General features: G+C 59.3%; 22 protein-coding genes. 12 read left to right on the top strand and 10 right to left on the bottom strand.

Features of this window, described 5'->3' with window-relative positions; genetic code table 11:
• The first annotated feature begins 28 nt into the window (after nt 1-28).
• The 8 genes from rodA (at nt 29) to ACA074_RS24415 (ending at nt 7,669) form a co-directional block, all read left to right on the top strand.
• Entirely contained in the window at nt 29-1,132 is a 1,104-nt protein-coding gene (gene rodA, locus ACA074_RS24450; protein ID WP_187678843.1) for a rod shape-determining protein RodA, read from the top strand.
• Between the two features lie 17 nt (nt 1,133-1,149).
• On the top strand, nt 1,150-2,160 hold the full coding sequence (mltB, locus tag ACA074_RS24445; protein ID WP_187678821.1) for a lytic murein transglycosylase B: 1,011 nt from the start codon (nt 1,150-1,152) through the stop codon (nt 2,158-2,160).
• Nucleotides 2,160-3,170: a septal ring lytic transglycosylase RlpA family protein gene (locus ACA074_RS24440; protein WP_401269019.1), complete on the top strand. Its 1,011-nt coding sequence runs from the start codon at nt 2,160-2,162 to the stop codon at nt 3,168-3,170. Before mltB ends, ACA074_RS24440 begins: the two co-directional genes overlap by 1 nt.
• 188 nt (nt 3,171-3,358) lie before the next feature.
• Nucleotides 3,359-4,516, top strand: coding sequence for a D-alanyl-D-alanine carboxypeptidase family protein (locus tag ACA074_RS24435; RefSeq protein ID WP_187678823.1), 1,158 nt, complete (start codon nt 3,359-3,361; stop codon nt 4,514-4,516).
• A 79-nt stretch (nt 4,517-4,595) separates the two neighbouring features.
• Complete coding sequence (locus ACA074_RS24430; RefSeq protein WP_401269017.1) at nt 4,596-4,871, top strand: DUF493 domain-containing protein; 276 nt, start codon at nt 4,596-4,598, stop codon at nt 4,869-4,871.
• A complete protein-coding gene (lipB, locus tag ACA074_RS24425) occupies nt 4,871-5,518 on the top strand; it encodes a lipoyl(octanoyl) transferase LipB (RefSeq protein ID WP_008087909.1) in 648 nt (215 codons plus the stop codon). The genes ACA074_RS24430 and lipB overlap by 1 nt, the downstream gene beginning before the upstream one ends.
• Nucleotides 5,519-5,543: 25 nt before the next feature.
• On the top strand, nt 5,544-6,542 hold the full coding sequence (gene lipA, locus ACA074_RS24420) for a lipoyl synthase (RefSeq protein WP_161986515.1): 999 nt from the start codon (nt 5,544-5,546) through the stop codon (nt 6,540-6,542).
• A 176-nt stretch (nt 6,543-6,718) separates the two neighbouring features.
• Nucleotides 6,719-7,669 carry a S66 peptidase family protein gene (locus ACA074_RS24415; protein ID WP_497615413.1) on the top strand — a complete coding sequence of 317 codons (951 nt, stop codon included), beginning with the start codon at nt 6,719-6,721 and terminating at the stop codon, nt 7,667-7,669.
• An 85-nt stretch (nt 7,670-7,754) separates the two neighbouring features.
• Here the strand turns inward: ACA074_RS24415 and ACA074_RS24410 are convergent, their stop codons facing one another.
• A complete protein-coding gene (locus tag ACA074_RS24410; RefSeq protein ID WP_497677945.1) occupies nt 7,755-9,077 on the bottom strand; it encodes a lytic murein transglycosylase in 1,323 nt (440 codons plus the stop codon).
• Nucleotides 9,078-9,332: 255 nt separating this feature from the next.
• Between ACA074_RS24410 and ACA074_RS24405 the strand changes: the two genes are divergently transcribed.
• Complete coding sequence (locus tag ACA074_RS24405) at nt 9,333-10,265, top strand: hypothetical protein (RefSeq protein ID WP_497677944.1); 933 nt, start codon at nt 9,333-9,335, stop codon at nt 10,263-10,265.
• A gap of 9 nt (nt 10,266-10,274) precedes the next feature.
• Here ACA074_RS24405 and arfA read toward each other — a convergent pair whose 3' ends face one another.
• From arfA to leuS, 4 genes are all read right to left on the bottom strand, one after another.
• Nucleotides 10,275-10,439, bottom strand: coding sequence for an alternative ribosome rescue factor ArfA (gene arfA, locus ACA074_RS24400; RefSeq protein WP_047602548.1), 165 nt, complete (start codon nt 10,437-10,439; stop codon nt 10,275-10,277).
• Between the two features lie 175 nt (nt 10,440-10,614).
• On the bottom strand, nt 10,615-11,652 hold the full coding sequence (gene holA, locus ACA074_RS24395; protein ID WP_401269007.1) for a DNA polymerase III subunit delta: 1,038 nt from the start codon (nt 11,650-11,652) through the stop codon (nt 10,615-10,617).
• Nucleotides 11,653-11,691: 39 nt separating this feature from the next.
• On the bottom strand, nt 11,692-12,297 hold the full coding sequence (locus ACA074_RS24390; protein WP_401269004.1) for an LPS-assembly lipoprotein LptE: 606 nt from the start codon (nt 12,295-12,297) through the stop codon (nt 11,692-11,694).
• An 87-nt stretch (nt 12,298-12,384) separates the two neighbouring features.
• Nucleotides 12,385-14,991, bottom strand: a complete 2,607-nt coding sequence (gene leuS / locus ACA074_RS24385) for a leucine--tRNA ligase (RefSeq protein WP_497677943.1) — start codon at nt 14,989-14,991, stop codon at nt 12,385-12,387.
• 253 nt (nt 14,992-15,244) lie between these two features.
• On the opposite strand from leuS, the gene ACA074_RS24380 reads away from it, so the two are divergent.
• Nucleotides 15,245-15,568: a hypothetical protein gene (locus tag ACA074_RS24380; RefSeq protein ID WP_401272233.1), complete on the top strand. Its 324-nt coding sequence runs from the start codon at nt 15,245-15,247 to the stop codon at nt 15,566-15,568.
• Nucleotides 15,569-15,673: 105 nt separating this feature from the next.
• Nucleotides 15,674-16,435 carry a YdcF family protein gene (locus tag ACA074_RS24375; protein WP_401272234.1) on the top strand — a complete coding sequence of 254 codons (762 nt, stop codon included), beginning with the start codon at nt 15,674-15,676 and terminating at the stop codon, nt 16,433-16,435.
• A gap of 203 nt (nt 16,436-16,638) precedes the next feature.
• Here the strand turns inward: ACA074_RS24375 and lnt are convergent, their stop codons facing one another.
• The 5 genes from lnt to miaB form a co-directional block, all read right to left on the bottom strand.
• A complete protein-coding gene (gene lnt / locus ACA074_RS24370; RefSeq protein ID WP_489879929.1) occupies nt 16,639-18,162 on the bottom strand; it encodes an apolipoprotein N-acyltransferase in 1,524 nt (507 codons plus the stop codon).
• Nucleotides 18,163-18,177: 15 nt separating this feature from the next.
• On the bottom strand, nt 18,178-19,017 hold the full coding sequence (locus ACA074_RS24365) for a CorC family transporter (RefSeq protein ID WP_187678832.1): 840 nt from the start codon (nt 19,015-19,017) through the stop codon (nt 18,178-18,180).
• A gap of 5 nt (nt 19,018-19,022) precedes the next feature.
• Nucleotides 19,023-19,517 carry an rRNA maturation RNase YbeY gene (ybeY, locus tag ACA074_RS24360; RefSeq protein ID WP_401267347.1) on the bottom strand — a complete coding sequence of 165 codons (495 nt, stop codon included), beginning with the start codon at nt 19,515-19,517 and terminating at the stop codon, nt 19,023-19,025.
• Nucleotides 19,510-20,508, bottom strand: coding sequence for a PhoH family protein (locus tag ACA074_RS24355; protein WP_221730176.1), 999 nt, complete (start codon nt 20,506-20,508; stop codon nt 19,510-19,512). Before ACA074_RS24355 ends, ybeY begins: the two co-directional genes overlap by 8 nt.
• Nucleotides 20,509-20,663: 155 nt before the next feature.
• The gene (gene miaB, locus ACA074_RS24350; RefSeq protein ID WP_095190302.1) at nt 20,664-21,992 is read right to left on the bottom strand and encodes a tRNA (N6-isopentenyl adenosine(37)-C2)-methylthiotransferase MiaB; all 1,329 of its coding nucleotides are present in this window, start codon (nt 21,990-21,992) and stop codon (nt 20,664-20,666) included.
• Between the two features lie 133 nt (nt 21,993-22,125).
• Between miaB and ACA074_RS24345 the strand changes: the two genes are divergently transcribed.
• Nucleotides 22,126-22,455, top strand: coding sequence for a DUF1820 family protein (locus ACA074_RS24345; protein WP_003185742.1), 330 nt, complete (start codon nt 22,126-22,128; stop codon nt 22,453-22,455).
• Nucleotides 22,456-22,620: the final 165 nt, after the last annotated feature.

The following is a 22,620-nucleotide window of genomic DNA, read 5'->3' as shown; positions in this document are numbered from 1 at the left end:
TGATCGCATGCTCTCCAGCGAGGATGTGATGCGTCGCCGCGCGACGCTGCTACAAAGACTGCATATCGATGGCCCGTTGCTGATCCTGCTGCTGATCCTCGCCGCCGGCAGCCTGTTCGTGCTGTATTCGGCCAGTGGCAAGAGCTGGGATTTGCTGGCCAAACAGGCCACTTCGTTCGGCATCGGTCTGGTGTCGATGATCGTCATCGCCCAGTTTGAACCGCGCTTCATGGCCCGTTGGGTGCCGCTTGGCTACGTGATCGGCGTGGTGTTGCTGCTGGTGGTGGACATCATGGGCCACAACGCGATGGGCGCCACACGCTGGATCAACATTCCCGGGGTGATCCGCTTCCAGCCTTCGGAATTCATGAAGATTCTGATGCCGGCGACCATTGCCTGGTATCTGTCCAAACGCACTTTGCCGCCACAGCTCAAGCACGTTGGCATCAGCCTGATGCTGATCGGTGTGCCGTTCGTTCTGATCGTGCGCCAGCCGGACCTCGGCACCTCGCTGCTGATTCTGGCCGGCGGAGCGTTCGTACTGTTCATGGGCGGGCTGCGCTGGCGCTGGATCCTCAGCGTGCTGGCCGCTGCGATCCCAGTGTCGGTGGCGATGTGGTTTTTCATCATGCACGACTACCAGAAGCAACGGATCCTGACGTTCCTCGACCCGGAAAGCGATCCGCTCGGTACAGGCTGGAACATCATTCAGTCGAAAGCCGCGATCGGTTCTGGCGGCGTCTTCGGCAAGGGCTGGTTGCTCGGCACTCAGTCGCATCTGGACTTCCTGCCGGAAAGCCACACCGACTTCATCATTGCGGTATTGGGTGAAGAGTTCGGGCTGGTCGGCATCTGCGCGCTGCTTTTGATCTATCTGCTGTTGATTGGCCGGGGGCTGGTGATTACCGCTCAGGCGCAAACGCTGTTCGGCAAATTGCTCGCCGGGGCGTTGACCATGACGTTTTTTGTTTACGTTTTCGTCAACATCGGTATGGTCAGTGGCCTGTTGCCGGTCGTAGGGGTGCCGTTGCCGTTCATTAGCTACGGAGGAACTTCGCTGGTGACGCTGCTGTCAGCGTTTGGGGTTTTGATGTCGATCCATACCCATCGCAAGTGGATCGCACAGGTTTGAATAAGGTGAAGAGTTCAATGCAAGTAATGCGTGGCTGGGCGACTCGATGCGCGCCATGGGTTGGCCTGGTAGGCCTCCTGGGCAGCGTGCAGGAAGCGCTGGCCGGCGAATACGAAGGCTCGCCTCAGGTGGCCGAATTCGTCGGTGAAATGACCCGCGACTACGGTTTCGCCGGTGAGCAACTGATGGGTGTGTTCCGCGAGGCAGCGCGCAAACAGGCGATTCTCGACGCCATCTCCAGGCCCGCCGAACGGGTCAAGCAGTGGAAAGAATACCGCCCGATGTTCATCACCGACGCGCGTATCGCCCGTGGTGTGGACTTCTGGCGCCAGCACGAGGCCACGCTGGCCCGTGCCGAGCAGGAATACGGCGTGCCGGCACAAGTCATCGTGTCGATCATCGGCGTTGAGACCTTTTTCGGGCGTAATACCGGTAATTACCGGGTGATCGATGCCTTGTCCACCCTCGGTTTCGACTATCCTCCCCGTGCCGAATTTTTCCGCAAGGAACTGCGTGAGTTCCTGCTGCTGGCGCGCGAAGAGCAGGTCGATCCGTTGACCCTCAAAGGCTCCTACGCGGGGGCCATGGGCCTGCCGCAATTCATGCCGAGCAGCTTTCGCGCCTATGCGGTGGATTTCGACGGTGACGGCCACATCAATATCTGGAACAACCCGGATGATGCGATCGGCAGCGTCGCGAGTTATTTCAAGCGCCACGGCTGGGTCGCTGGCGAGCCTGTGGTCAGCCGCGCCGATGTGCGCGGCGAGCAGGTCGATGAAGGCCTGACCACCGGCATCGAACCGACAAAGACCGTCGGGGAGTTGCGAGCGCTGGGCTGGTCGAGTCATGATGCGCTGCGCGATGACATGCCGGTCACTGCATTTCGCCTCGAAGGCGACAACGGCCCTGAATACTGGATGGGCCTGAAGAATTTCTACGCGATCACGCGTTATAACCGCAGCGTGATGTACGCCATGGCCGTACATCAACTGTCTGAACAGCTGGTACAAGCACGGGGCGTCAAGTAATGCGGGCATTGCCTATCAATAAACCCCTGAAGCTGGTGGCATTCACTGCGTTGGCGGTGCTGGTCGCCAGTTGTTCGACCAGCCGTACCCCGACTCAAAAAGCACCGTCTACCGCTGTGCGCGCACAGCCGGGGCTGGACATCAACCGCGCCCACAAAGATGGCGCGCCGTGGTGGGACGTCGATGTCTCGCGCATTCCTGATGCCACGCCGACCCTGCATACCGGCGCGTACAAGGCCAACCCTTACACGGTGCTGGGCAAGACCTACTTCCCGTTGCAGGAATCCAAGACGTACGTCGCTTCCGGCACCGCGTCCTGGTACGGCACCAAGTTCCACGGGCAGAACACCGCCAACGGCGAGGTCTATGACTTGTACGGCATGAGTGCCGCCCACAAGACATTGCCACTGCCAAGTTACGTTCGGGTGACCAACCTGGACAATAACCGTACGGTGATCCTGCGTGTTAACGACCGTGGGCCGTTCTACTCTGATCGCATCATTGACTTGTCCTATGCCGCCGCGAAGAAACTCGGTTACGCCGAAACCGGCACCGCGCGAGTCAAGGTTGAAGGCATCGATCCACAGCAATGGTGGGCCGCCAAGGGCCGTCCGGCGCCTTTGATGCTCAACGAGCCGCAAGTCGCGCAGAATAGCGCCCCGGTGATCACGGCTTCGGCCGGCACCGTCGAGCAATGGACTCCCCCGCCGCAGCAACACGCCGCGGCTGTTGTGCCAGTTCAGCTCGACGCAAAAAAAAACGCTTCTGCAACAGCGTCTGGCCAGTATCTGCAGGTGGGCGCGTTCGCCAACCCGGACGCTGCAGAACTCCTGAGGTCGAAGCTCAGCGGGATGGTGAGCGCTCCGGTGTTCATCAGCTCGATCGTGCGCAATCAGCAGACCCTGCACCGGGTACGCCTGGGGCCGATCGGCTCGCCGGGTGAAATTGCCCAGGTCCAGAACAGCGTGCGCCTGGCCAACCTTGGTTCGCCAAGTGTGGTCACCGAGTAAGTAATACGTAGGACTTGATTGACGATTCACCAGCGATTGGGGGGTGAATCAGGTTGTTGGCTCGTCGAAGAACAAAAGCCCGGCAAGGGTGACTGGAGTGAGCAACTGAACACGCGATAACCCGTTAGAAGGTTATTTGATTAGTTTTTGCCCTTGGGCAAGTTTCCATTAGCGATTTCGAGAGACGGATGAACATCACCACCTTTGCCAAACGCCTGTGTCTGCTAGTCCCGCTGCTCCTCTCGCCAGCCGCCTTCGCGGCCGAGATGATGCCATCGCCACCACAACTGGCCGCCAAGGCTTACGTGCTCATGGACGCCAGCAGCGGCAACGTGCTGGTCGAGAACAACGGTGACCAGCGTCTGCCGCCGGCCAGCCTGACCAAACTGATGACCGCGTACATCGCTACGCTGGAAATCCGTCGTGGCCAGATCGGTGAAAACGATCCGGTGACTGTCAGCGAAAACGCCTGGCGTACCGGCGGTTCGCGGATGTTCATCAAAGTCGGCTCGCAGGTGACTGTCAGCGACCTGCTGCACGGCATCATCATCCAGTCCGGCAACGACGCCAGTGTGGCGCTGTCCGAGCACATCGCCGGCAGCGAAGATGCGTTCGCCGACCTGATGAACAAGACTGTCACCGATCTGGGCATGACCAACTCCCACTTCATGAACCCGACCGGTCTGCCGAACCCTGAGCACTATTCGTCGGCGCACGACATGGCGATCCTGGCTCGCGCGATCATCCACGAAGACCCGGCTCACTACGCGATCTACTCGCAGAAAGAGTTCTTCTGGAACGGCATCAAACAGCCTAACCGCAACCTGTTGCTGTGGCGCGACAAGACCGTCGACGGTCTGAAAACCGGTCACACCGACGAAGCCGGCTACTGCATGGTGTCCTCGGCTGTACGTGATGGCCAGCGTCTGATCGCCGTAGTGTTCGGTACCAACAGCGAAGTGGCTCGTGCCGCTGAAACCCAGAAGCTGCTGACCTACGGTTTCCGCTTCTTCGAAACCCAGACCTTCTATCAGAAGGGCACCGAACTGGCTCAGGCCCCGGTGTGGAAAGGCACCACCAATCAAGTCAAGGCCGGCCTGGCTCAAGACTTGACCATGACTCTGCCGAAAGGCCAGTTGAAGAAGCTCGCTGCCAGCATGACCATGAACCCGCAACTGACCGCGCCAATCGCCAAGGGCGACGTGATCGGTAAAGTCGAAGTCAAACTGGAAGACAAGGTGGTGCACAGCGCCGACCTGATCGCTCTGGATGGCGTCGAGGAGGGTGGTATCTTCCGCCGCATGTGGGATAGCATCCGTCTATTCTTCTACGGCTTGTTCAACTGATTTGTGTTGACCTGCATGGCCTCGCCCCGATCCGGTGCGGGGCCATGCGCGTTACCACGGCTTAAGAGGCCGTTACGCCATGACCGATACCGAAGTAAAGGCGCCAAAGATCGAATTCCCTGCCACTGACTACCCGGTTAAGGTGATCAGCGACACGGGTGTTGGCAACAAAGACAAGATTATCGACATCGTCAAAAAGCACGCGACCATAAATGATGAGCGCATCGACGAGCGTCAAAGCACCAACGGCAAGTACACCACCATCCAGCTGCACATCATCGCCACCGGTCAAGACCAGCTGTACGACATCAACAGCGAGCTGCGGGCTACCGGTTTCGTGCACATGGTGTTGTGATGCCGGGCACGCTGGGCTTTCGTGAGCTCGGCCAGATGGCTTACGAGCCGGTCTGGCATGCCATGCAGCGTTTTACCAACGAACGCGGCAGCGATGCCGCCGACGAAATCTGGCTCGTCGAACACCCGCCGGTGTTCACTCAGGGCCAGGCCGGCAAGGCCGAACACTTGTTGCTGCCGGGAGATATCCCGGTGGTGCAGGTCGATCGCGGCGGCCAGGTGACCTACCATGGCCCCGGGCAACTGGTGGCTTATCTGTTGCTGGATGTACGCAAGCTGGGTTTCGGCGTGCGTGATCTGGTCAGCCGCATGGAGCTTTGCCTGATCGAACTGCTGGCCAGCTACGGCGTGACCGCCGCGGCCAAGCCAGATGCTCCCGGCGTGTACGTCGATGGAGCGAAAATCGCTTCTCTGGGTTTGCGGATTCGCCACGGTTGTTCCTTTCATGGCCTGGCCCTGAACGTGGATATGAACCTGGAACCGTTTCGACGGATTAATCCCTGCGGCTACGCCGGGCTGGCGATGACCCAGCTGAGCGATCATGCAGGATCGATTGAATTTGCCGAGGTAAGTGCCCGGCTGCGCGCGCAGCTCGTCAAACACCTCGACTATGCTGAGCAGACGACCCTGACGGGCGGAATCGACTGATATGACTACTGATGCAGTGCAAACCATGATCCCGACGCTCGACGTGACCGAGCGCCCGGCCCCGCGTCCCAAGGTTGAAGCCGGCGTCAAGCTGCGCGGCGCCGAGAAGGTTGCACGCATCCCGGTAAAGATCATTCCGACCACCGAGCTGCCGAAGAAGCCTGACTGGATTCGTGTACGCATCCCGGTTTCGCCGGAAGTTGACCGTATCAAGAGCCTGCTGCGCAAACACAAACTGCACAGCGTCTGCGAAGAAGCCTCCTGCCCGAACCTGGGCGAGTGCTTCTCCGGTGGCACCGCGACCTTCATGATCATGGGTGACATCTGCACCCGTCGCTGCCCGTTCTGTGACGTTGGCCACGGTCGTCCGAAACCACTGGACGTCAACGAACCGGAAAGCCTGGCCATCGCCATCGCCGACCTCAAGCTCAAGTACGTGGTGATCACCTCGGTTGACCGCGACGACCTGCGTGACGGCGGTGCCCAGCACTTTGCCGACTGCATCCGCGAAATCCGCAAACTGTCGCCGAATGTGCAATTGGAAACCCTGGTCCCGGACTACCGTGGCCGCATGGACGTCGCCCTGGAAATCACCGCGGCCGAGCCTCCGGATGTGTTCAACCACAACCTCGAAACCGTGCCGCGCCTGTATAAGGCTGCGCGTCCGGGTTCGGACTACCAGTGGTCGCTGACCCTGCTGCAACGCTTCAAGCAGATGATGCCGCACATTCCGACCAAGTCCGGCCTGATGCTGGGTCTGGGCGAGACCGACGAAGAAGTCATCGAAGTCATGAAGCGCATGCGCGAACACGACATCGACATGCTGACGCTGGGCCAGTACCTGCAACCATCGCGCAGCCACTTGCCTGTGCAGCGTTTCGTGCACCCGGACACCTTCGCCTGGTTCGCCGAGGAAGGTTACAAGATGGGCTTCAAGAACGTTGCGTCCGGTCCGTTGGTGCGTTCTTCGTACCACGCCGACGAGCAGGCGAAGCTGGTCAAGGCTGAACTGCTGGGTTCCTGATTTCTGCGCTGAACTGAAAAATGCCCGCCGAGGCTTCAACGCCAGGCGGGCATTTTTTTGCCTGTCCTACAACACGCAGCCACTTTTCCTGCGAGCCGTGGAGGAGCAAAGCCTCTTCTGTTTATCGCGGTTCCTGACTACTGTGTGCCCATGACTTTATACGCGGAGACTCATGGATGACTGTTCGACCGACCCACACACTTTGTCCTTATCGTGCCGTGCCAGCGCTGCCGTCCGAGGGATTGATCGGCGTTATCGCACCCGCCGGCCCCGGCGTCCTCGACACCGACAAGGCTGTGCAGTGGATGCGCGCCCGGGGTTATGGACTGCGTGTGTTTCCCGGAGTCTATGAAAAAGACGGCTATCTGGCTGGCAGTGATGACGTGCGGCTTAACGATCTGCATGCCGCGTTCGCCGATCCTGAGGTCGATGCGATCATCTGCTTGCGCGGTGGCTACGGTACACCGCGACTGCTGGATCGGATCGACTTCGATCTGTTGAGTCGCAATGCCAAGCCGTTTGTCGGCTACAGCGACATCACCGCGTTGCATCTGGCCATCAGTCGTTACGCGGGTTTCGTCACCTTTCACGGGCCGTTGCTCAATGCCGACCTGTTGGGTGACAAAGAGCCGCCGACCGTCACTTCATTCTTTGCCATGCTGCGCGGTCAACTGAAAGCGGGCAGTGTGCTCAGCCATCCCGTGGCCTATCCGTTGACCACGGTCGAGCCGGGTATTGCCCACGGGCGCTTGCTCGGCGGCAATCTGGCGATGATCGCAGCGACGTTGGGTACGCCTTACGAAATCGACGTCGAAGGGGTCATTCTGCTGATCGAGGATATCAACGAGCCGTTGTATCGCATCGACCGCTTGCTGACCCAGATGCGTCTGGCCGGTAAGTTGGCCAAGTTGCGCGGGGTGTTGGTCGGGGATATCGCGGGAGTTGATGTCGAGGCGTTGAATCGCTTGCTCAAGCAGACCTTTGAACCGTTGCGGATTCCGGTGCTGTCCGGGTGGCGCAGCGGGCATTGTGATCCGAACCTGACGTTGCCATTGGGGGCGTTGGTTCGCCTGGATGCGGGGAAGAAGGAGTTGATGCTGGAGCAGGATGTGGTGGTTCGACGTTAGTCCGGGTGATGCAAAAAGATCGCAGCGTGCCGCAGTTCCTACATCAATCGGTGTAGGAGCTGCGCCACGCTGCGATCTTTTCCTTTTACTGGGTACGCAGGCTCTCGAGCAGCTTGTGCGTCGGATACCCGTCCGCTGGCCAGCCAAACGACTGCTGAGCACTGCGGATTGCCTTGCGCGTATTCGCGCCGATAATCCCGTCCGCCGCGCCGGCATCGTAGTTGCGGGCACTCAGCAAGGTTTGCAATTCGATCCGCTCGGTGCGGCTCAGCGGCAAGTCATCTTTCGGCCAGGTGCCATTGATCAGACCACCGCCATCGAAGCGCTCGGACAACAAACTCACGGCCAAGGCGTACGACGAAGAGTTGTTGTATTTGAGGATCGCCCGGAAGTTGTCAAGGATCAGGAAGGCCGGGCCACGATAACCGGCCGGCAGCAACAGGGCGGCGGACAGCTGTTCGGAACCTGCGGGTACCTGACCGCCATTGGGCAGGGTCACACCCAACTGACGCCATTCGGCGACGCTTTTACGAATCGCACCGTCCGCCAGCGTGTAGTTGAAGCTGCTCGGCAGTAGCACCTCGAAACCCCAAGGCTGGCCGCGCTGCCAGCCAGAGCTTTGCAGGTAGTGCGCAGTCGAGGCCAGGGCGTCGGCCGGGCTACCCCAGATGTCGCGGCGACCGTCACCGTCGAAATCCACTGCGTGGGTGTTGTAGGTGGTCGGAATGAACTGGGTCTGGCCCATCGCGCCGGCCCAGGAACCGAGCATCTTCTCGGGTGTGATATCGCCTTGTTGCAGAATTTGTAGCGCGGCGATCAATTGCGCGTGTGCAAAGCCCGGACGGCGGCCTTCGTAGGCGAGGGTGGCCAGCGAGTTGATCACCGATTTGCTGCCCTGGAATTGACCGAAGTTACTTTCCATACCCCACACCGACACCAGTGCCTGACGATCAACGCCATAACGCTGTTCGATGCTTTGCAGAATGTCGGCGTACTGGTTGATCAGCGCCTGGCCTTTGCGTACTCGCAGCGGCGATAGCGCGCCATCGAGGTATTCCCAGACTGGGCGGGAGAACTCTGGCTGACTGCGATCGGCACGAATCACGCTGGCGTCGAAGCTGACGTTGGCAAACGCACGATCGAACAGATCGGCGCGGATCCCGGCGGCGAGCGCATCCTTGCGAAAACCCGCCTGCCATTCGGCAAAGGACTGGGTCGGTTGAAGGTCGAGAGGGACGGCGGACGGCACTACCGGCGGAATGATCGCTGGGGCCGTGGCGACAGGGGCCGCTTGAAGAGGTTGCGCGTCGGCGGCGGTAGGTTTTTCCGCACAGGCAACAAGCAGGATGAAACTTGTGGCAGCAACCAATTGGCGAACAGGCCAACGATGGGAAAGACAAAAGGGCATGCACAGGTCCAGAGGATACGAATCAGGTGCAGACCTTAACATGCCTGCGGAATGAAGCGGTTATCGCTCAGGCATATGGACGAGGTCTATTCAGCCGGCTAATCACCATATGCCCTGAATTAGCGCGGCGCAACTGTCATTTCTATCAGCTATTCAGCAGTGTTTTTCCTCGATTCAATAGCGATGCCGGCAGGATTGTGGTGGTTTGAATTTCTCGATCGCTGCCTCTTGAAGCAAGTTTTCGAGGAATCTCATATGAAAGGCAAAGCGCTTTTAATGCTGTTTCTTTTGCTGGCAGGGTGCTCTGTAAAAGACCCTTCGCAGGAGCCTGTTCAAACTCAGTTGGGCATACAGACTGTTGCAGCGTTAGCCACCAGCGGCCCGGAAGTAGCCAGCGAATTGTCGGCGCGTTACAGGGATACCACCACTCTTCGATGTGATGGGTTGGACTCCAGACCCGCCTTTCTTTGCAGTGGAATTTTGCTGCGTGCAACGGCTACTGCGGCCGGCTTCGATGTCTGGGATCCGAGCCCCACCGCTGAAAGGGTGGGAGGCACCTCATTTTCGTTTGTCCGTTCAGACTACAAAATGAAAAGACTGGCCATGGGGTACACCAAAGGACTGATTTTCTATCCTGTTCTGAAAACACCGTCAGGGAAGCTCAAGATTGAAGTTCTGTGCTTCTTTCCAGTGGACGGGGATTCTGATCATCGTAGTGATCGTGGTTGTGGCGGGATTTCCGGCTATCCCTCAACCGTTGCCTGCGCTGCCCAAGGCATCAATACCCCTGAAAAATGGGCAGAGAATTACAACAAGCATGCTGCTTCTAATCACAACAGGGCAGGTGTATGCAGTTTTGATGTCAGAGATTCGGCTAATACGCTGGCGGCCCCCAATTTTGTAAAGGGAATGCAGGCAGGACGTCTGGTGACGCCAAGAGCTTTTGACATACCCAATGACGTGAAAATGACGACATGGGCAAAGGGGCAAGCGAAAGTCTTGCCAATTGAGGCGTTCTTTTATGTGATTGTCGGAAACACATCGGGCTTGGCGGAAGTCCAGAGGGATCAGCTCCGGTTCAAAGAGCTCACTGGTGAAACGCGGCCTATTATCAAAGTAACAATGCCGACAACGCTGGCCGATAAAGTGACGTTTGTGTTTCAGGCGCAGGATCAGGCGGTGAATTGATCATCCGTTTCAGGCAGCCAGAAAGTAAGAAGCCTCCCAGTTGTCAGACTGGAAGGCTTCGCGGCGGTAGCTGCCTTTACCCTTGGTTGGTCGTTCCTGGCGACTGCGGAACAGGGGTTGGGCGATGATGGATTTGGCCTTGTTCGGGCCATGTTTCGATGGCTTTTTGCTCATGAGGGTTCTCTTGGGTGAGTGGGTTTTGCGGGGGAAATAATCTGCCGATGTCGGGCGTCTGTCTATAGGGCAAATGCAGGTCGTTTTGTAGGAAAACAAGATCAAAAGATCGCAGCCTTCGGCGGCTCCTACAAGGCTTGGTGTAGGAGCTGCCGAAGGCTGCGATCTCTTGATCTTATTCGGCAGGCAATGACAAACGTTGGCCAGCCATCAACAGTGCCAACCGACTCAGACTCATCCACGGTGATCCGGCCGCCTGGCCCTTGATCTGTGCATCGATGCGCTGGGCCTCCAGCAACAACTGCGCCCAGCGTTGCGCCGAGTAGCGTTGCAGGGCTTTGCTCATCAACGGTTTGCGCTTGTCCCAGACCGGCGGTTTGGACTGGCTGAAGGCCTTGTCCAGCGGCGTGCCCTGGCTGTACTGCAGCGAGATATTGGCCAGCAGGCGCAACTCCCGCGCCAGCGCCCAGAGAATCACCGGCGGTTCGACACCTTCACCGCGCAGCCCTTCGAGCATGCGCAGGGCGTGAGCCGGTTCGCCGTTGAGTACGGCATCGGTCAGGCCAAACACATCGAAGCGCGCACTGTCCGCCACAGCGGCCTGCACGGTTTCGACGGTGATCTGGCCGCCTTCGGCCATCAGCTTGAGCTTTTCGATTTCCTGCGCGGCGGCGAGCAGGTTGCCCTCGACACGCGCGGCAATCAGTTCGACGGCGTCCTGGCTGGCCGACAACCCGGCCTGAGACAAGCGCTGACGAATCCAGCTTGGCAGTTGATTGGCATCCACCGGCCAGATCTGGATGAACTGGGTTTGCTGGCCTTCAACCAGTGCCTTGCCCCACTTGGTCTTCTGCGCGCTGCCGTCGAGCTTGGGCAGGCTGATCAGCAAGACGGTGTCTTCGGCAGGACGTGAGCAGTACTCGATGAAGGCGGCAGCACCCTTGTCACCGGGTTTTCCCGACGGAAGACGCAGTTCCAGCAGGCGCTTTTCAGCAAACAACGACATGCTCGCGCCGGCCTGCAACAACGTGCCCCAATCGAAACTGGCGTCGGCGGCGAAGACCTGGCGTTCGTCGAAACCTTGCTGGCGGGCAGCAAGGCGGATGGCATCGGCGGCTTCCTGACATAGCAGAGGGTCATCGCCGCTGATGATGTAGACCGGCGCAAGGGCGCCTTGCAGGTGTTTGCCGAGTTGAGCGGGAGCGAGCTTCATAAGAGCAATCGAACGGGGCGCCTGAGCGCCCCGAACGTCTTACTGCTGCGGAACTTCGAGCGGCGACTGACGCGGGGTTTCCGCTTCAGCCTTTTGCGCCGCTTCCAGCGCGTCGGCTTCTGCCTTGGCGCGGTTATTGGCAGCCTGTTGCAGTTGCTCCAGTTGACCCGGGGTCAGCTGTTGCAGACGCAGCATCATGCGCTGAACCAGCTCGCGACGAATATCGCGACGGGCGTCGTTGGCTTCCTGATCGGAGCCGACGAGGTTGTTGCCGTCGTGGATAAACACTTTCTGCACTTCAAGCTTGTCGCTCAGCAGCGAAAGGTTTTTGTCGCCACGGATGTCGTAGCTCAAGACGGTGTTGACCTGATACTCGCCCGTACGACCGGCACCGGCATAGCTGAGGATGCGCTGGCTTTCCTGTTCGTCAGCCAGGTACAGCTTGTAAGGCGCGCCGCTGTAAATCTTGACGCCGCTGGATTCCAGTACCTGACGCAGTTGGGTGACGGTCTCGCCGTAGGCGTTACGCGCACTCAGGTCGAGTTCCTTGATGGTCAGTTCGGTGGTGCCAGTGCCGCGCAGCTGGAAACCGCAGGCGCTCAACAGGACGGCGAGGCCCATCACCAGCAGATTGCGTTTGATCATTGTGTTGCTCCCCTTGAAACCATGTGGGCCGTTCATGCGGCCCGAAAGGTTTTACTGGGCGCCAGGCACACCTGACGCCCGATCCAATTAGCTGGCGACGATATTGACCAGTTTCCCGGGCACTACGATCACTTTACGAATAGTCAGGCCATCGACGAACCGCAGCACGTTGTCGTTGGCACGAGCAGCGGCTTCGACTTCTTCGCGAGTCGCGCTGGCCGGCATTTCGATCTGACCGCGCAGCTTGCCGTTGACCTGGATGACCAGGGTCAGGCTGTCCTGCACCAGCGCAGTCTCGTCCACTGCTGGCCAGCCAGCGTCGATCACCGGATCGGCGTGGCCCAGTCGGTTCCACAGCTCATGGCTGATGTGCGGTGTGATCGGCGCCAGCAGCAACGTCACGGCTTCCAGACCTTCCTGCACCAGTGCGCGATCCTGTTCGGTGCCTTGCGCGGCTTTTTCCAGCACGTTCATCAGCGTCATCACCTGAGCGATGGCGGTGTTGAATTTGTGGTTCTGGCCGACGTCGTGGCTGGCCTGCTTGATGGCCAGGTGGATCGCACGGCGAACGGCTTTCTGCTCGTCGTTCAGGCCCGCAACATCCAGTTTCCCCGGCAGGCCCTGAGATACGTGGGCCTGCGCCAGACGCCAGACACGCTTGAGGAAACGGTGCGAACCCTCGACGCCGGAGTCGGACCATTCCGCGCTCATATCAGGTGGCGAGGCGAACATCATGAACAGGCGGCAGGTGTCGGCACCGAACTGGTCGATCATCGACTGTGGGTCAACGCCGTTGTTCTTCGACTTGGCCATCTTCTCGGTGCCGCCGATTTCCACCGGCAGACCGTCGGCAATCAGCTTGGCGCTGATGACTTTGGCCTTGCTGTCACGTTCCAGTTCGACGTCCGCCGGGTTGAACCAGGTGTAGGCACCGTTGGCTTCGCGACGATAGTAAGTCTCGGCGATTACCATGCCCTGGGTCAGCAGATTCTTGAACGGCTCGTTGGAGCTCACCAGACCTTCGTCGCGCATCAGCTTGTGGAAGAAGCGCGCGTAGAGCAGGTGCAGGATCGCGTGTTCGATACCGCCAATGTACTGATCAACCGGCAGCCAGTGGTCGGCCGCGGATTTTTCCACCAGGCCACCTTCAAAGTGCGGCGAGGCGTAGCGGGCGTAGTACCACGAGGACTCGACGAAGGTGTCCATGGTGTCGGTTTCACGCTTGGCAGGCTGGCCGCATTTCGGGCAGTTGCACTCGTAAAACTCGGGCATGCGTGCCAGCGGCGAACCGGCGCCGTCCGGCACCACGTCTTCCGGCAATACGACTGGCAATTGGTCTTCCGGCACCGGCACGTCACCGCACGCATCGCAGTGGATGATCGGGATCGGGCAGCCCCAGTAGCGCTGACGGCTGATGCCCCAGTCGCGCAGGCGGAACTGAGTGCGCGAAGCGCCCAGTTCTTTCTTGATCAGTGCGACTTCGATGGCGTCGAACGCGCCGGCGAAGTCCAGACCGTCGAACTCAGCGGAGTTGATCAGCGTGCCGTGCTCGCCGTAGGCGTCTTGCCACGGGGCCGGGTTGGTGTCGCCGGAGCTGGTACGCACCACCGATTTCACCGGCAGGTTGTACTTGTGGGCGAATTCGAAGTCGCGCTCGTCGTGAGCCGGCACAGCCATTACTGCGCCATCGCCGTAATGCATCAATACATAGTTGGCGACCCATACCGGGAGTTTTTCACCGGTCAGCGGGTGCTCGACGAACAGGCCGGTCGGCAGGCCTTTTTTCTCTTGAGTGGCGACGTCGGCTTCGGCAACGCTGCCGCCCTTGCATTCAGCGATGAACGCTTGCAGCTCAGGGTTGTTCTGCGCAGCCTGGGTGGCCAGCGGGTGTTCGGCGGCCACGGCGACGTAGGTCGCGCCCATCAGCGTGTCCGGACGGGTAGTGAAGACTTTCAGGGTACCGGCTTCGCCGATGGAATCGACGTTGTACGGGAACTGCACTTCCATGCCGCGGGATTTGCCGATCCAGTTGCGCTGCATGGTCTTGACCTGTTCAGGCCAGCCAGTCAGTTCATCGAGGCTCTCCAGCAGCTCATCCGCGTAAGCGGTGATCTTGAAGTAGTACATCGGGATTTCGCGCTTTTCGATCAGCGCGCCGGAACGCCAGCCGCGACCGTCGATTACCTGTTCGTTGGCCAGAACGGTCTGATCGATCGGGTCCCAGTTCACGGTGCCGTTTTTACGGTAGATCACGCCTTTTTCGAACAGGCGAGTGAACAGCCATTGTTCCCAGCGGTAGTAATCCGGCTTGCAGGTGGTGACTTCGCGCGACCAGTCCACCGCCAGGCCCAGGCTGCGAAGCTGGGTTTTCATGTAGGCGATGTTTTCGTAGGTCCATTTGGCCGGCGCGACGTTGTTTTTCATCGCGGCGTTTTCTGCCGGCATGCCGAAGGCGTCCCAACCCATCGGTTGCAGAACGTTCTTGCCTTGCATGCGCTGATAGCGGGAGATCACGTCGCCGATGGTGTAGTTGCGCACGTGCCCCATGTGTAGTTTGCCGCTGGGGTAAGGGAACATCGACAGGCAGTAGAAAGTCTCCTTGCCTGGCTGTTCACTGACTTCAAAGGACTTTTGCTCGTCCCAGAACGACTGGGCGGCGGCTTCGATTTCACGGGGCTGATATTGTTCGTGCATGGCTACTTTTGTACTGGATATGGGTGGCCTAATCCTCTTCAACGCGGCATCGGGATGGCCCGGACGAGCTGGAAGTGGAATGACAGGAAGCGCCGTAGCATACATGACCGCGCTTGGCCTAGGGAAACCCTGATTACAGCTGTTTGGCCCGGTAAATACTTGGCGAGGGCCGTTGGTCGCGGCGTGTAGCCGGTTTGTGCAGCGAAGCTAAGCTCTAACTGGGGAGTGAGTCTTATCTTCAATGAGGTGAGGGATGGTGGAGCAACAGCAGAGAAACGTCACGAAACCTGAGTTGTACGAACGGTTGATGGATCGTCTGGGGATGGCCCTGGATGCTGCAAAAACCGCTGATCGGCTGCGCGATGAGCGCCCCTTGGAACTGGAATTGCGTGGCTTGAGCCCCGCCGAGTTCAAACTGGTCAAGGCCTATCTGGATCGCAGTGAACGTGAAACGCACGGATGCTTGTCGCAGGCAGTGAAGCAGCTCGATGCAGCACATTCGGCCAAGGTCATCTGGCTCAAGGACAAGGCGCCCCGCAAAGACACCGTCAAGGTGCGTGCTTTGCAGGCCAAGTAAGCGCATGGCAGGTCAAGAAACGGATCTTTTTCAACAGGATCCCACCCTATCGGTTGTCGCGTTGGTTTAACCCACTTAGGCTTCGGGCATCTTTGGAGATGCTCGATGCCTTTTCGTTACTTCATCAAACAACTTTTGCTGCCGCCCGGCATTCTTTTACTACTGTTGCTGGCTGCCTGGTGGCTGCGCCGCTCGCGGCCGCGCCTCGCTGGATTGTGTTTTGCCATTGGTTTTGGAGGGCTCTGGCTGATGAGTCTGCCGGTGGTCGTGCAGTGGGGCGCCAAGGCCCTTGAGCGCGAGCCGCCGCTGGCTCGCGAAGAGTGGGCGACGCTCGCGCAACGGGCCGATGCGATTGTAGTGCTGGGTTCCGGGCGTGAGCGCGGTGATCTGGCCTGGGGCGAGGATCAGCCGACCGGCGTGGGGCTGGAGCGTCAGCGCTATGCGGCACGGCTGGCTAAGGCGTCGGGATTGCCGATTCTGACCAGTGGCGGCTTGCATTACGGCACGCCGCCGACCGAGGCGAAATTGATGGCTGACTCGTTACTGGATGACTTCGGCGTGACTGTGCGCTGGCAAGAGGGTGAGAGCCGTACCACATGGGAAAACGCCAAATTCAGTGCTGATATGTTGTTGCCGCAGGGGATCAAGCGCGTGGTCGTGGTGACACAGGCCTGGCATATGCCGCGCTCGGTCTGGAGTTTCGAGAAGGCGGGATTTGAAGTGGTGCCGGCGCCAGTCGGGTTTCTCGGCACCGATAACGCCAGGCCATTTGGTGGCTGGCTGCCGGAGTTCAAGTCGATCTGGCAGAGCGGGCAGTTGCTCAATGAAGCGGTGGGGCAGGTGGGGTATTCATTGTTTTACCGCTGATCCCCCAGCCCACTGGATATAGGGTTTTTGTGGCGAGGGGATTTATCCCCGATCGATGGCGAAGCCATCGCAAAACCTGTGTGCGCGATGTATCAGACACACCGCTGTTGCAGGTCGGGGCGGCTTCGCCACCCATCGGGGATAAATCCCCTCGCCACAATGGGGCGAATCTCACAATTGGGTTGGATCTGAAAATTGTGTGATCAGACCGTTTTTGACATCCGCCCCGCCATCAATGCCCAGCCAAACAGCAGCAAGCAGACAATGATCAGCGGCCACGAACGCCATTGCAGATACGGCGTCAGGTTATGCATCGGCACCACTTCGCCGTACAAAATACCTTGCTCGAACTGTGGAATCTGCTCGGTGATCTGCCCGAACGGGTTGATCAAACCGGTCACGCCATTGTTGGTCGCGCGGATCATCCAGCGACCCGCCTCAAGGGCGCGCATTTGCGCCATCTGCAAGTGTTGCAGTGGGCCGATCGAGGTGCCGAACCAAGTGTCGTTACTGATCGTCAGTAGCAGATCACTACGCGCCGACAGACTGGCGGCGAACTCCGGATAGACCACTTCGTAGCAAATGAACGGTGCGATCTGATACCCCTTGGCTTGCAACAGAGGTTGGTCCGCGGGGCCACGGGCAAAGTCGGACATCGGCAGGTCGAAGAACGCGATCAGTCCACGCAGGATGTCCTGCAATGGCACGTATTCACCGAACGGCACGAGTTTTTGCTTCAAGTAAGTGCCATCACCTTCGCCAACCACGGTAATACCGTTGTAGAAGCGTCTCTCGTGATGCACCGTTTGGCGAATGGGTACACCGGTAATCAAGGCCGATTTACGCTCGGCGGCGAAGGTCCCCATCATGCTCAGGTAACCCTCGGCGGATTCCTTGAGCACCGGCACGGCGGTTTCCGGCCAGATCAGCAGATCCACTGGTTTGGAGCGCAAACTCAGATCGCGGTACAACGCCAACTGTGCGTTAAGTTCTGCCGGATCCCATTTCATGCTTTGTGCGACGTTGCCTTGAATCGCCGCAACGGTCAGCGGCGCGCCGGACGGACTGGTCCAGGCGTGACCCTTGAGCGCAATGCCCGCCACCCACGGCCCGACCAGCAACAGCAGGCCAACGGCAACAAAAGCCTTGCGACCGGTTTGCAGCAGGCGCGGCGCGTTGTAGATCAGCGCGCCAGTCAGCGCCAGAACGAACGACACCAGCCACATGCCACCGACCGGCGCCAGACCGGACAGCGGCCCATCGAGCTGACTGTATCCGGAATACAGCCACGGAAAACCGGTAAGGAACCAGCCGCGAAACGCCTCCTGACCCACCCACAACGCAGCGAATGCCAGCGCATCGGCCAGCGGCGCTTCGTTACGACGCAACCAGCGCGCCCAAATCCAGGCGGGCAGGGCGAAGAAGAACGCAATCGCTGCGGTAAACAGCAGCATCAGGAAACCGGCCAGCAACACCGAAGCGCCGCCGAAGTGGTGGATGCTGTAGTAGATCCAACTGGTGCCGGCGCCGAACAGGCCGAAACCGAAGCACCAGCCACGGCCCACCGCCTGACGCGGGCTCAGCTCGCGCAACCCGGCATAGAACAGGCCGACCGCCAGCAAGGCCAGCGGCCAGATATCGAACGGTGCCAGAGCGAGGGTGGTGATTGCACCGGCCGCCACGGCCAGCAGGTTACCGGGCCAGCCGGGGCGGGTTGTCCAGCGCATTTCTATCCTTAATGATTACCGAGCGATTGGCGAAAGTCGCAGCAAGTGAATCCGACGGCTGTCGGCGTTCAGAATGCGGAAACGATAGGCGCCGATTTCAGTGATTTCGTTACGTTTTGGCAAGTGCCCGAACGCGCTCATCACCAGGCCGCCGACGGTGTCGAATTCATCATCGGAGAACTCGCTGTCGAAGAACTCGTTGAAGTTCTCAATCGGCGTCAGGGCCTTGATCAGGAAGTCACCGCTGGGCAGCGGCTTGATGTAGCTGTCTTCTTCGACGTCGTGCTCGTCTTCGATGTCGCCGACGATTTGTTCCAGCACGTCTTCGATGGTCACCAGACCCGCCACGCCGCCGTATTCGTCAATGACGATGGCCATGTGGTTGTGGTTGGCGCGGAATTCACGCAGCAACACGTTCAGACGCTTGGACTCCGGCACGAACGTGGCCGGGCGCAGCAGGTCCTTGATGTTGAAGCTGTCGCCGTTCTCCTTGAGGATCAGCGGCAGCAGATCCTTGGCCAGCAGCACGCCCATCACGTCGTCATGGCTTTCGCCGATGACCGGGTAGCGCGAGTGGGCCGAGTCGACCACGGCGGGGAGGAATTCACGGGGTGTCTGGGTCGCCTTGATGCTGATCATCTGCGAGCGCGGCACCATGATGTCGCGTACTTGCAGGTCAGCTACCTGAATGGCGCCTTCGACGATGGCCAGCGCTTCGCTGTCCAGCAGCTTGTTTTGATGTGCATCGCGCAGCAGCTCAAGCAGCTCCTGACGGTTCTTCGGCTCGTGGGCAAAAGCCTGGGTCAGTTTACCCAGCCAAGACTTCTGCCCGTTGCTCGATCGATCTTCGCTCATAGCGATTACTCTGAATCCTTTGTTGTAACGATAGGGAATGGTTCGGTTTCGTCGTCCGCGTACGGATCGGGATAGCCCAGTTCAGCAAGCAACTCGCGTTCCAGTGCTTCCATTTCTTCGGCTTCTTCGTCATCTATATGGTCGTAACCGAGCAGATGCAAGCAGCCGTGAATGACCAGATGTGCCCAGTGGGCCTTTAGTTCCTTGCCTTGTTCAGCAGCTTCGCGCTCGACCACGGCCACGCAGATCACCAGATCGCCCAGTAGCGGGATATCGAGAAACTCGTCGGGCACTTCGGCGGGGAACGACAGGACGTTGGTCGCGTAGTCCTTGTGGCGCCAGGTGTGATTGAGTTCGCGGCCTTCTTCCTCGTCGACCAGACGAATGGTCATTTCCGAGTCAGCGGTGCGCTGGCGCAGGGCCAGTTCGCACCACAGGCGGAAATCGGCCTCACTCGGCGCGCTCGCGTCAGTCGCGATTTGCAGGTCTAGCTCAAGCATTTCGCGAGGTTTCCTTGGGTGCTTCGTCACGGTTTTCGAAGCGCTCGTAGGCTTCGACGATCCGCTGTACCAAAGGATGGCGCACGACGTCTTTAGGCTGGAAGTGAGTGAAGCTGATGCCCGGTACGTCTTTCAGCACCTCGATAACGTGGTGCAGACCGGACTTGGTGCCTTTCGGCAAGTCGACCTGAGTAATGTCGCCGGTGATGACCGCAGTTGAGCCGAAGCCGATCCGCGTCAGGAACATCTTCATCTGTTCGACGGTGGTGTTCTGGCTTTCGTCGAGGATGATGAAGCTGTTGTTCAGTGTACGGCCACGCATGTAAGCCAGCGGTGCAACTTCGATCACCTGACGCTCAATCAGCTTGGCCACGTATTCGAAGCCGAGCATCTCGTAGAGCGCGTCGTAGAGCGGGCGCAGGTACGGGTCGATCTTCTGCGACAGGTCGCCGGGCAGGAAGCCGAGTTTTTCGCCCGCCTCAACTGCCGGACGCACCAGCAGGATGCGGCGGATTTGCTCGCGCTCCAGTGCATCAACCGCGCAGGCCACGGCCAAGTAGGTCTTGCCGGTACCGGCCGGGCCGATGCCAAAGTTGATGTCGTTGCCGAGGATTTCCTTCACATAGCGCAGTTGATTCAAGCCGCGTGGGCGAATCATGCCTTTCTTGGTGCGCAGGGCGACGGAGGCTTCGGCGGGGGCGTGGTTGTCCAGTTCTACGACGGCCGATTCCTGGAGGAACAGGTGCACCATGTCAGGCGACAGCTCGGTACCCTTGGTTTCCCGGTACAGGCGGCGCAGCAGGTTTTCCGCAGAAGTGGTGTGCTTGGGGTCGCCGATCAGTTCGAACTGGTTTCCGCGGTTGCGGATCTCGATGGTCAGGCGCTGTTCGATCAAGCGCAAATGCTCGTCGAATTGCCCGCACAGATTGGCGAAGCGGCGAGCCTCAAAGGGCTCGAGGATAAAACGATGTGGTTCTATGGGTGCGTTCAAGGTCGTATTTAGCCGCCCTGGGGCAATTAAGATGAAATCAAGGATAACGCCAGAGGCGTGGGTGCGAAAGCTCTTAAATATCGCAACGCGATTCCCGGGTCTGGCGCTGTCCCTGTAGGCGCGAGCAGGCTCGCTCCTACAGGGGCAATGCAGTGTTACTGAATCAGTGAGCCACGCAGCGAATGCGGTTGCGCCGCGTCGATATGCACGTCGGCGAACTGGCCGATCAAGGTTGGATTGTCGCAGCGGAAGTTGACGATACGATTATTCTCGGTGCGCCCTTGCAGCTCGCCCGGGTCCTTCTTCGAATAATCGGTCACCAGAATCCGCTGGATCGAACCGACCATTTGTCGGCTGATCTCGAAACCTTGCTGATTCAAGCGGTGTTGCAGCGCGTTCAGACGTTCCTTTTTCAGCTCTTCCGGGGTGTCATCCGCCAGATCAGCGGCCGGTGTGCCCGGGCGCTGGCTGTAGACGAACGAGTAGGAAAAGTCGAAACCAACGTCGGCAATCAGCTTCATGGTCTGTTCGAAATCTTTCTCGGTTTCGCCGGGGAAACCGACGATGAAATCCGAGCTGATGCAGATCCCCGGTACCGCCGCGCGCAGTTTGCGCAGCTTGGATTTGTACTCCAGCGCCGTGTGGTTACGCTTCATCGCCGCCAGAATCCGGTCCGAACCCGATTGCACCGGCAAATGCAGGTGTTTGACCAGTTCCGGCACGTCGGCGTGGGCCTGGATCAGGCTGTCGGAGAACTCCAGCGGGTGCGAGGTGGTGTAGCGAATGCGGTCGATGCCATCGACGGCGGCGACCACGCGGATCAGCTCGGCGAGATCCGCCAGGCGACCATCATGGGTGGTGCCGCGATAGCCGTTGACGTTCTGCCCCAGCAAGGTCACTTCACGCACGCCGTTTTCGGCAAGGTGGATGATCTCGGCGATCACGTCGTCGAACGGCCGGCTGACTTCTTCGCCACGGGTGTAGGGCACCACGCAGAACGTGCAGTACTTGCTGCAGCCTTCCATCACCGACACGTAAGCGCTCGGGCCGTCGATACGCGGCTCGGGCAGGTGGTCGAATTTTTCGATTTCCGGGAACGAGACGTCGACTTGCGGCAGCTTGGTGCTGCGTGCGGCGTCGATCATCTCTGGCAGGCGGTGCAGCGTTTGCGGGCCGAAAACGACGTCGACATACGGGGCGCGATCGCGGATCGCCGCGCCTTCCTGGCTTGCCACGCAACCGCCGACGGCGATCACCATCTCCGGGTTGGCCAGCTTCAGTTCGCGCCAACGGCCGAGCTGCGAGTACACCCGATCCTGGGCGCGCTCGCGGATTGAGCAGGTGTTGAGCAGAATCACGTCGGCGTCTTCCGCGCGAGCGGTGACTTCCAGGGCCTGATGTTCGCCCAGCAGATCGACCATGCGCGAGCTGTCGTACTCGTTCATCTGGCAACCGTGGGTTTCGATGTAAAGCTTCTTGGCCATGGATTTTGGTCGTCACGTGATTCAAAGAACCGCGCATTATAGGGAACATGCCCTCAGGTTCCTACCGCTGTGCGTCCAGTGGCTATGCTATAGTTCGCGCCCTCATTTTTATCCCCGATGTTGTCCGCCCGCCATGACCAAACGCGAAGCTCCAATCTACAAGGTGATTTTCCTCAACCAGGGCCAGGTGTTCGAAATGTACGCCAAGCAGATCTATCAAAGTGATCTGTGGGGCTTTCTGGAAGTGGAAGAGTTCGTCTTTGGCGAGCGCACGCAAGTGGTCGTCGATCCGAGCGAAGAAAAGCTCAAGGCGCAGTTTGAAGGCGTGGTGCGCAGCTTTGTGCCGATGCATTCGATCGTGCGTATCGACGAGGTCGAGCGTCTGGGCACGCCGAAAATCAGCGAAGCCCGCGGCGCGGTCGGCAATGTGATGCCGTTTCCGATGCCGATGCCTGAGAAGTAACAGCAGATTCTGGATTGGAATGAGTTTGTGGCGAGGGGATTTATCCCCGATGGGTTGCGAAGCAGCCCCAAACCCCGCAATCCGGTTCTTTCTGACACGCCTTGCCGAATGGACTTGCGACTGCTTCGCAGCCGATCGGGGATAAATCCCCTCACCACAAGTTAA

This window comes from Pseudomonas sp. LBUM1655, from assembly GCF_059716085.1.
This window is presented reverse-complemented; position numbering and strand designations above follow the sequence as displayed.

Coding starts and splice junctions, on each gene's coding strand:
- ACA074_RS24380 (WP_401272233.1), top strand. CDS start 15,245: ATGGTGGAGCAACAGCAGAGAAACGTCACGAAACCTGAGTTGTACGAA.
- ACA074_RS24410 (WP_497677945.1), bottom strand. CDS start 9,077: ATGCCCTTTTGTCTTTCCCATCGTTGGCCTGTTCGCCAATTGGTTGCT.
- ACA074_RS24430 (WP_401269017.1), top strand. CDS start 4,596: ATGACCGATACCGAAGTAAAGGCGCCAAAGATCGAATTCCCTGCCACT.
- ACA074_RS24365 (WP_187678832.1), bottom strand. CDS start 19,017: ATGAGCGAAGATCGATCGAGCAACGGGCAGAAGTCTTGGCTGGGTAAA.
- miaB (WP_095190302.1), bottom strand. CDS start 21,992: ATGGCCAAGAAGCTTTACATCGAAACCCACGGTTGCCAGATGAACGAG.
- ACA074_RS24405 (WP_497677944.1), top strand. CDS start 9,333: ATGAAAGGCAAAGCGCTTTTAATGCTGTTTCTTTTGCTGGCAGGGTGC.
- arfA (WP_047602548.1), bottom strand. CDS start 10,439: ATGAGCAAAAAGCCATCGAAACATGGCCCGAACAAGGCCAAATCCATC.
- mltB (WP_187678821.1), top strand. CDS start 1,150: ATGCAAGTAATGCGTGGCTGGGCGACTCGATGCGCGCCATGGGTTGGC.
- lipB (WP_008087909.1), top strand. CDS start 4,871: ATGCCGGGCACGCTGGGCTTTCGTGAGCTCGGCCAGATGGCTTACGAG.
- holA (WP_401269007.1), bottom strand. CDS start 11,652: ATGAAGCTCGCTCCCGCTCAACTCGGCAAACACCTGCAAGGCGCCCTT.
- ACA074_RS24440 (WP_401269019.1), top strand. CDS start 2,160: ATGCGGGCATTGCCTATCAATAAACCCCTGAAGCTGGTGGCATTCACT.
- ACA074_RS24345 (WP_003185742.1), top strand. CDS start 22,126: ATGACCAAACGCGAAGCTCCAATCTACAAGGTGATTTTCCTCAACCAG.
- lnt (WP_489879929.1), bottom strand. CDS start 18,162: ATGCGCTGGACAACCCGCCCCGGCTGGCCCGGTAACCTGCTGGCCGTG.
- ACA074_RS24415 (WP_497615413.1), top strand. CDS start 6,719: ATGACTGTTCGACCGACCCACACACTTTGTCCTTATCGTGCCGTGCCA.
- ACA074_RS24435 (WP_187678823.1), top strand. CDS start 3,359: ATGAACATCACCACCTTTGCCAAACGCCTGTGTCTGCTAGTCCCGCTG.
- ACA074_RS24390 (WP_401269004.1), bottom strand. CDS start 12,297: ATGATCAAACGCAATCTGCTGGTGATGGGCCTCGCCGTCCTGTTGAGC.
- leuS (WP_497677943.1), bottom strand. CDS start 14,991: ATGCACGAACAATATCAGCCCCGTGAAATCGAAGCCGCCGCCCAGTCG.
- rodA (WP_187678843.1), top strand. CDS start 29: ATGCGTCGCCGCGCGACGCTGCTACAAAGACTGCATATCGATGGCCCG.
- ybeY (WP_401267347.1), bottom strand. CDS start 19,517: ATGCTTGAGCTAGACCTGCAAATCGCGACTGACGCGAGCGCGCCGAGT.
- ACA074_RS24375 (WP_401272234.1), top strand. CDS start 15,674: ATGCCTTTTCGTTACTTCATCAAACAACTTTTGCTGCCGCCCGGCATT.
- lipA (WP_161986515.1), top strand. CDS start 5,544: ATGATCCCGACGCTCGACGTGACCGAGCGCCCGGCCCCGCGTCCCAAG.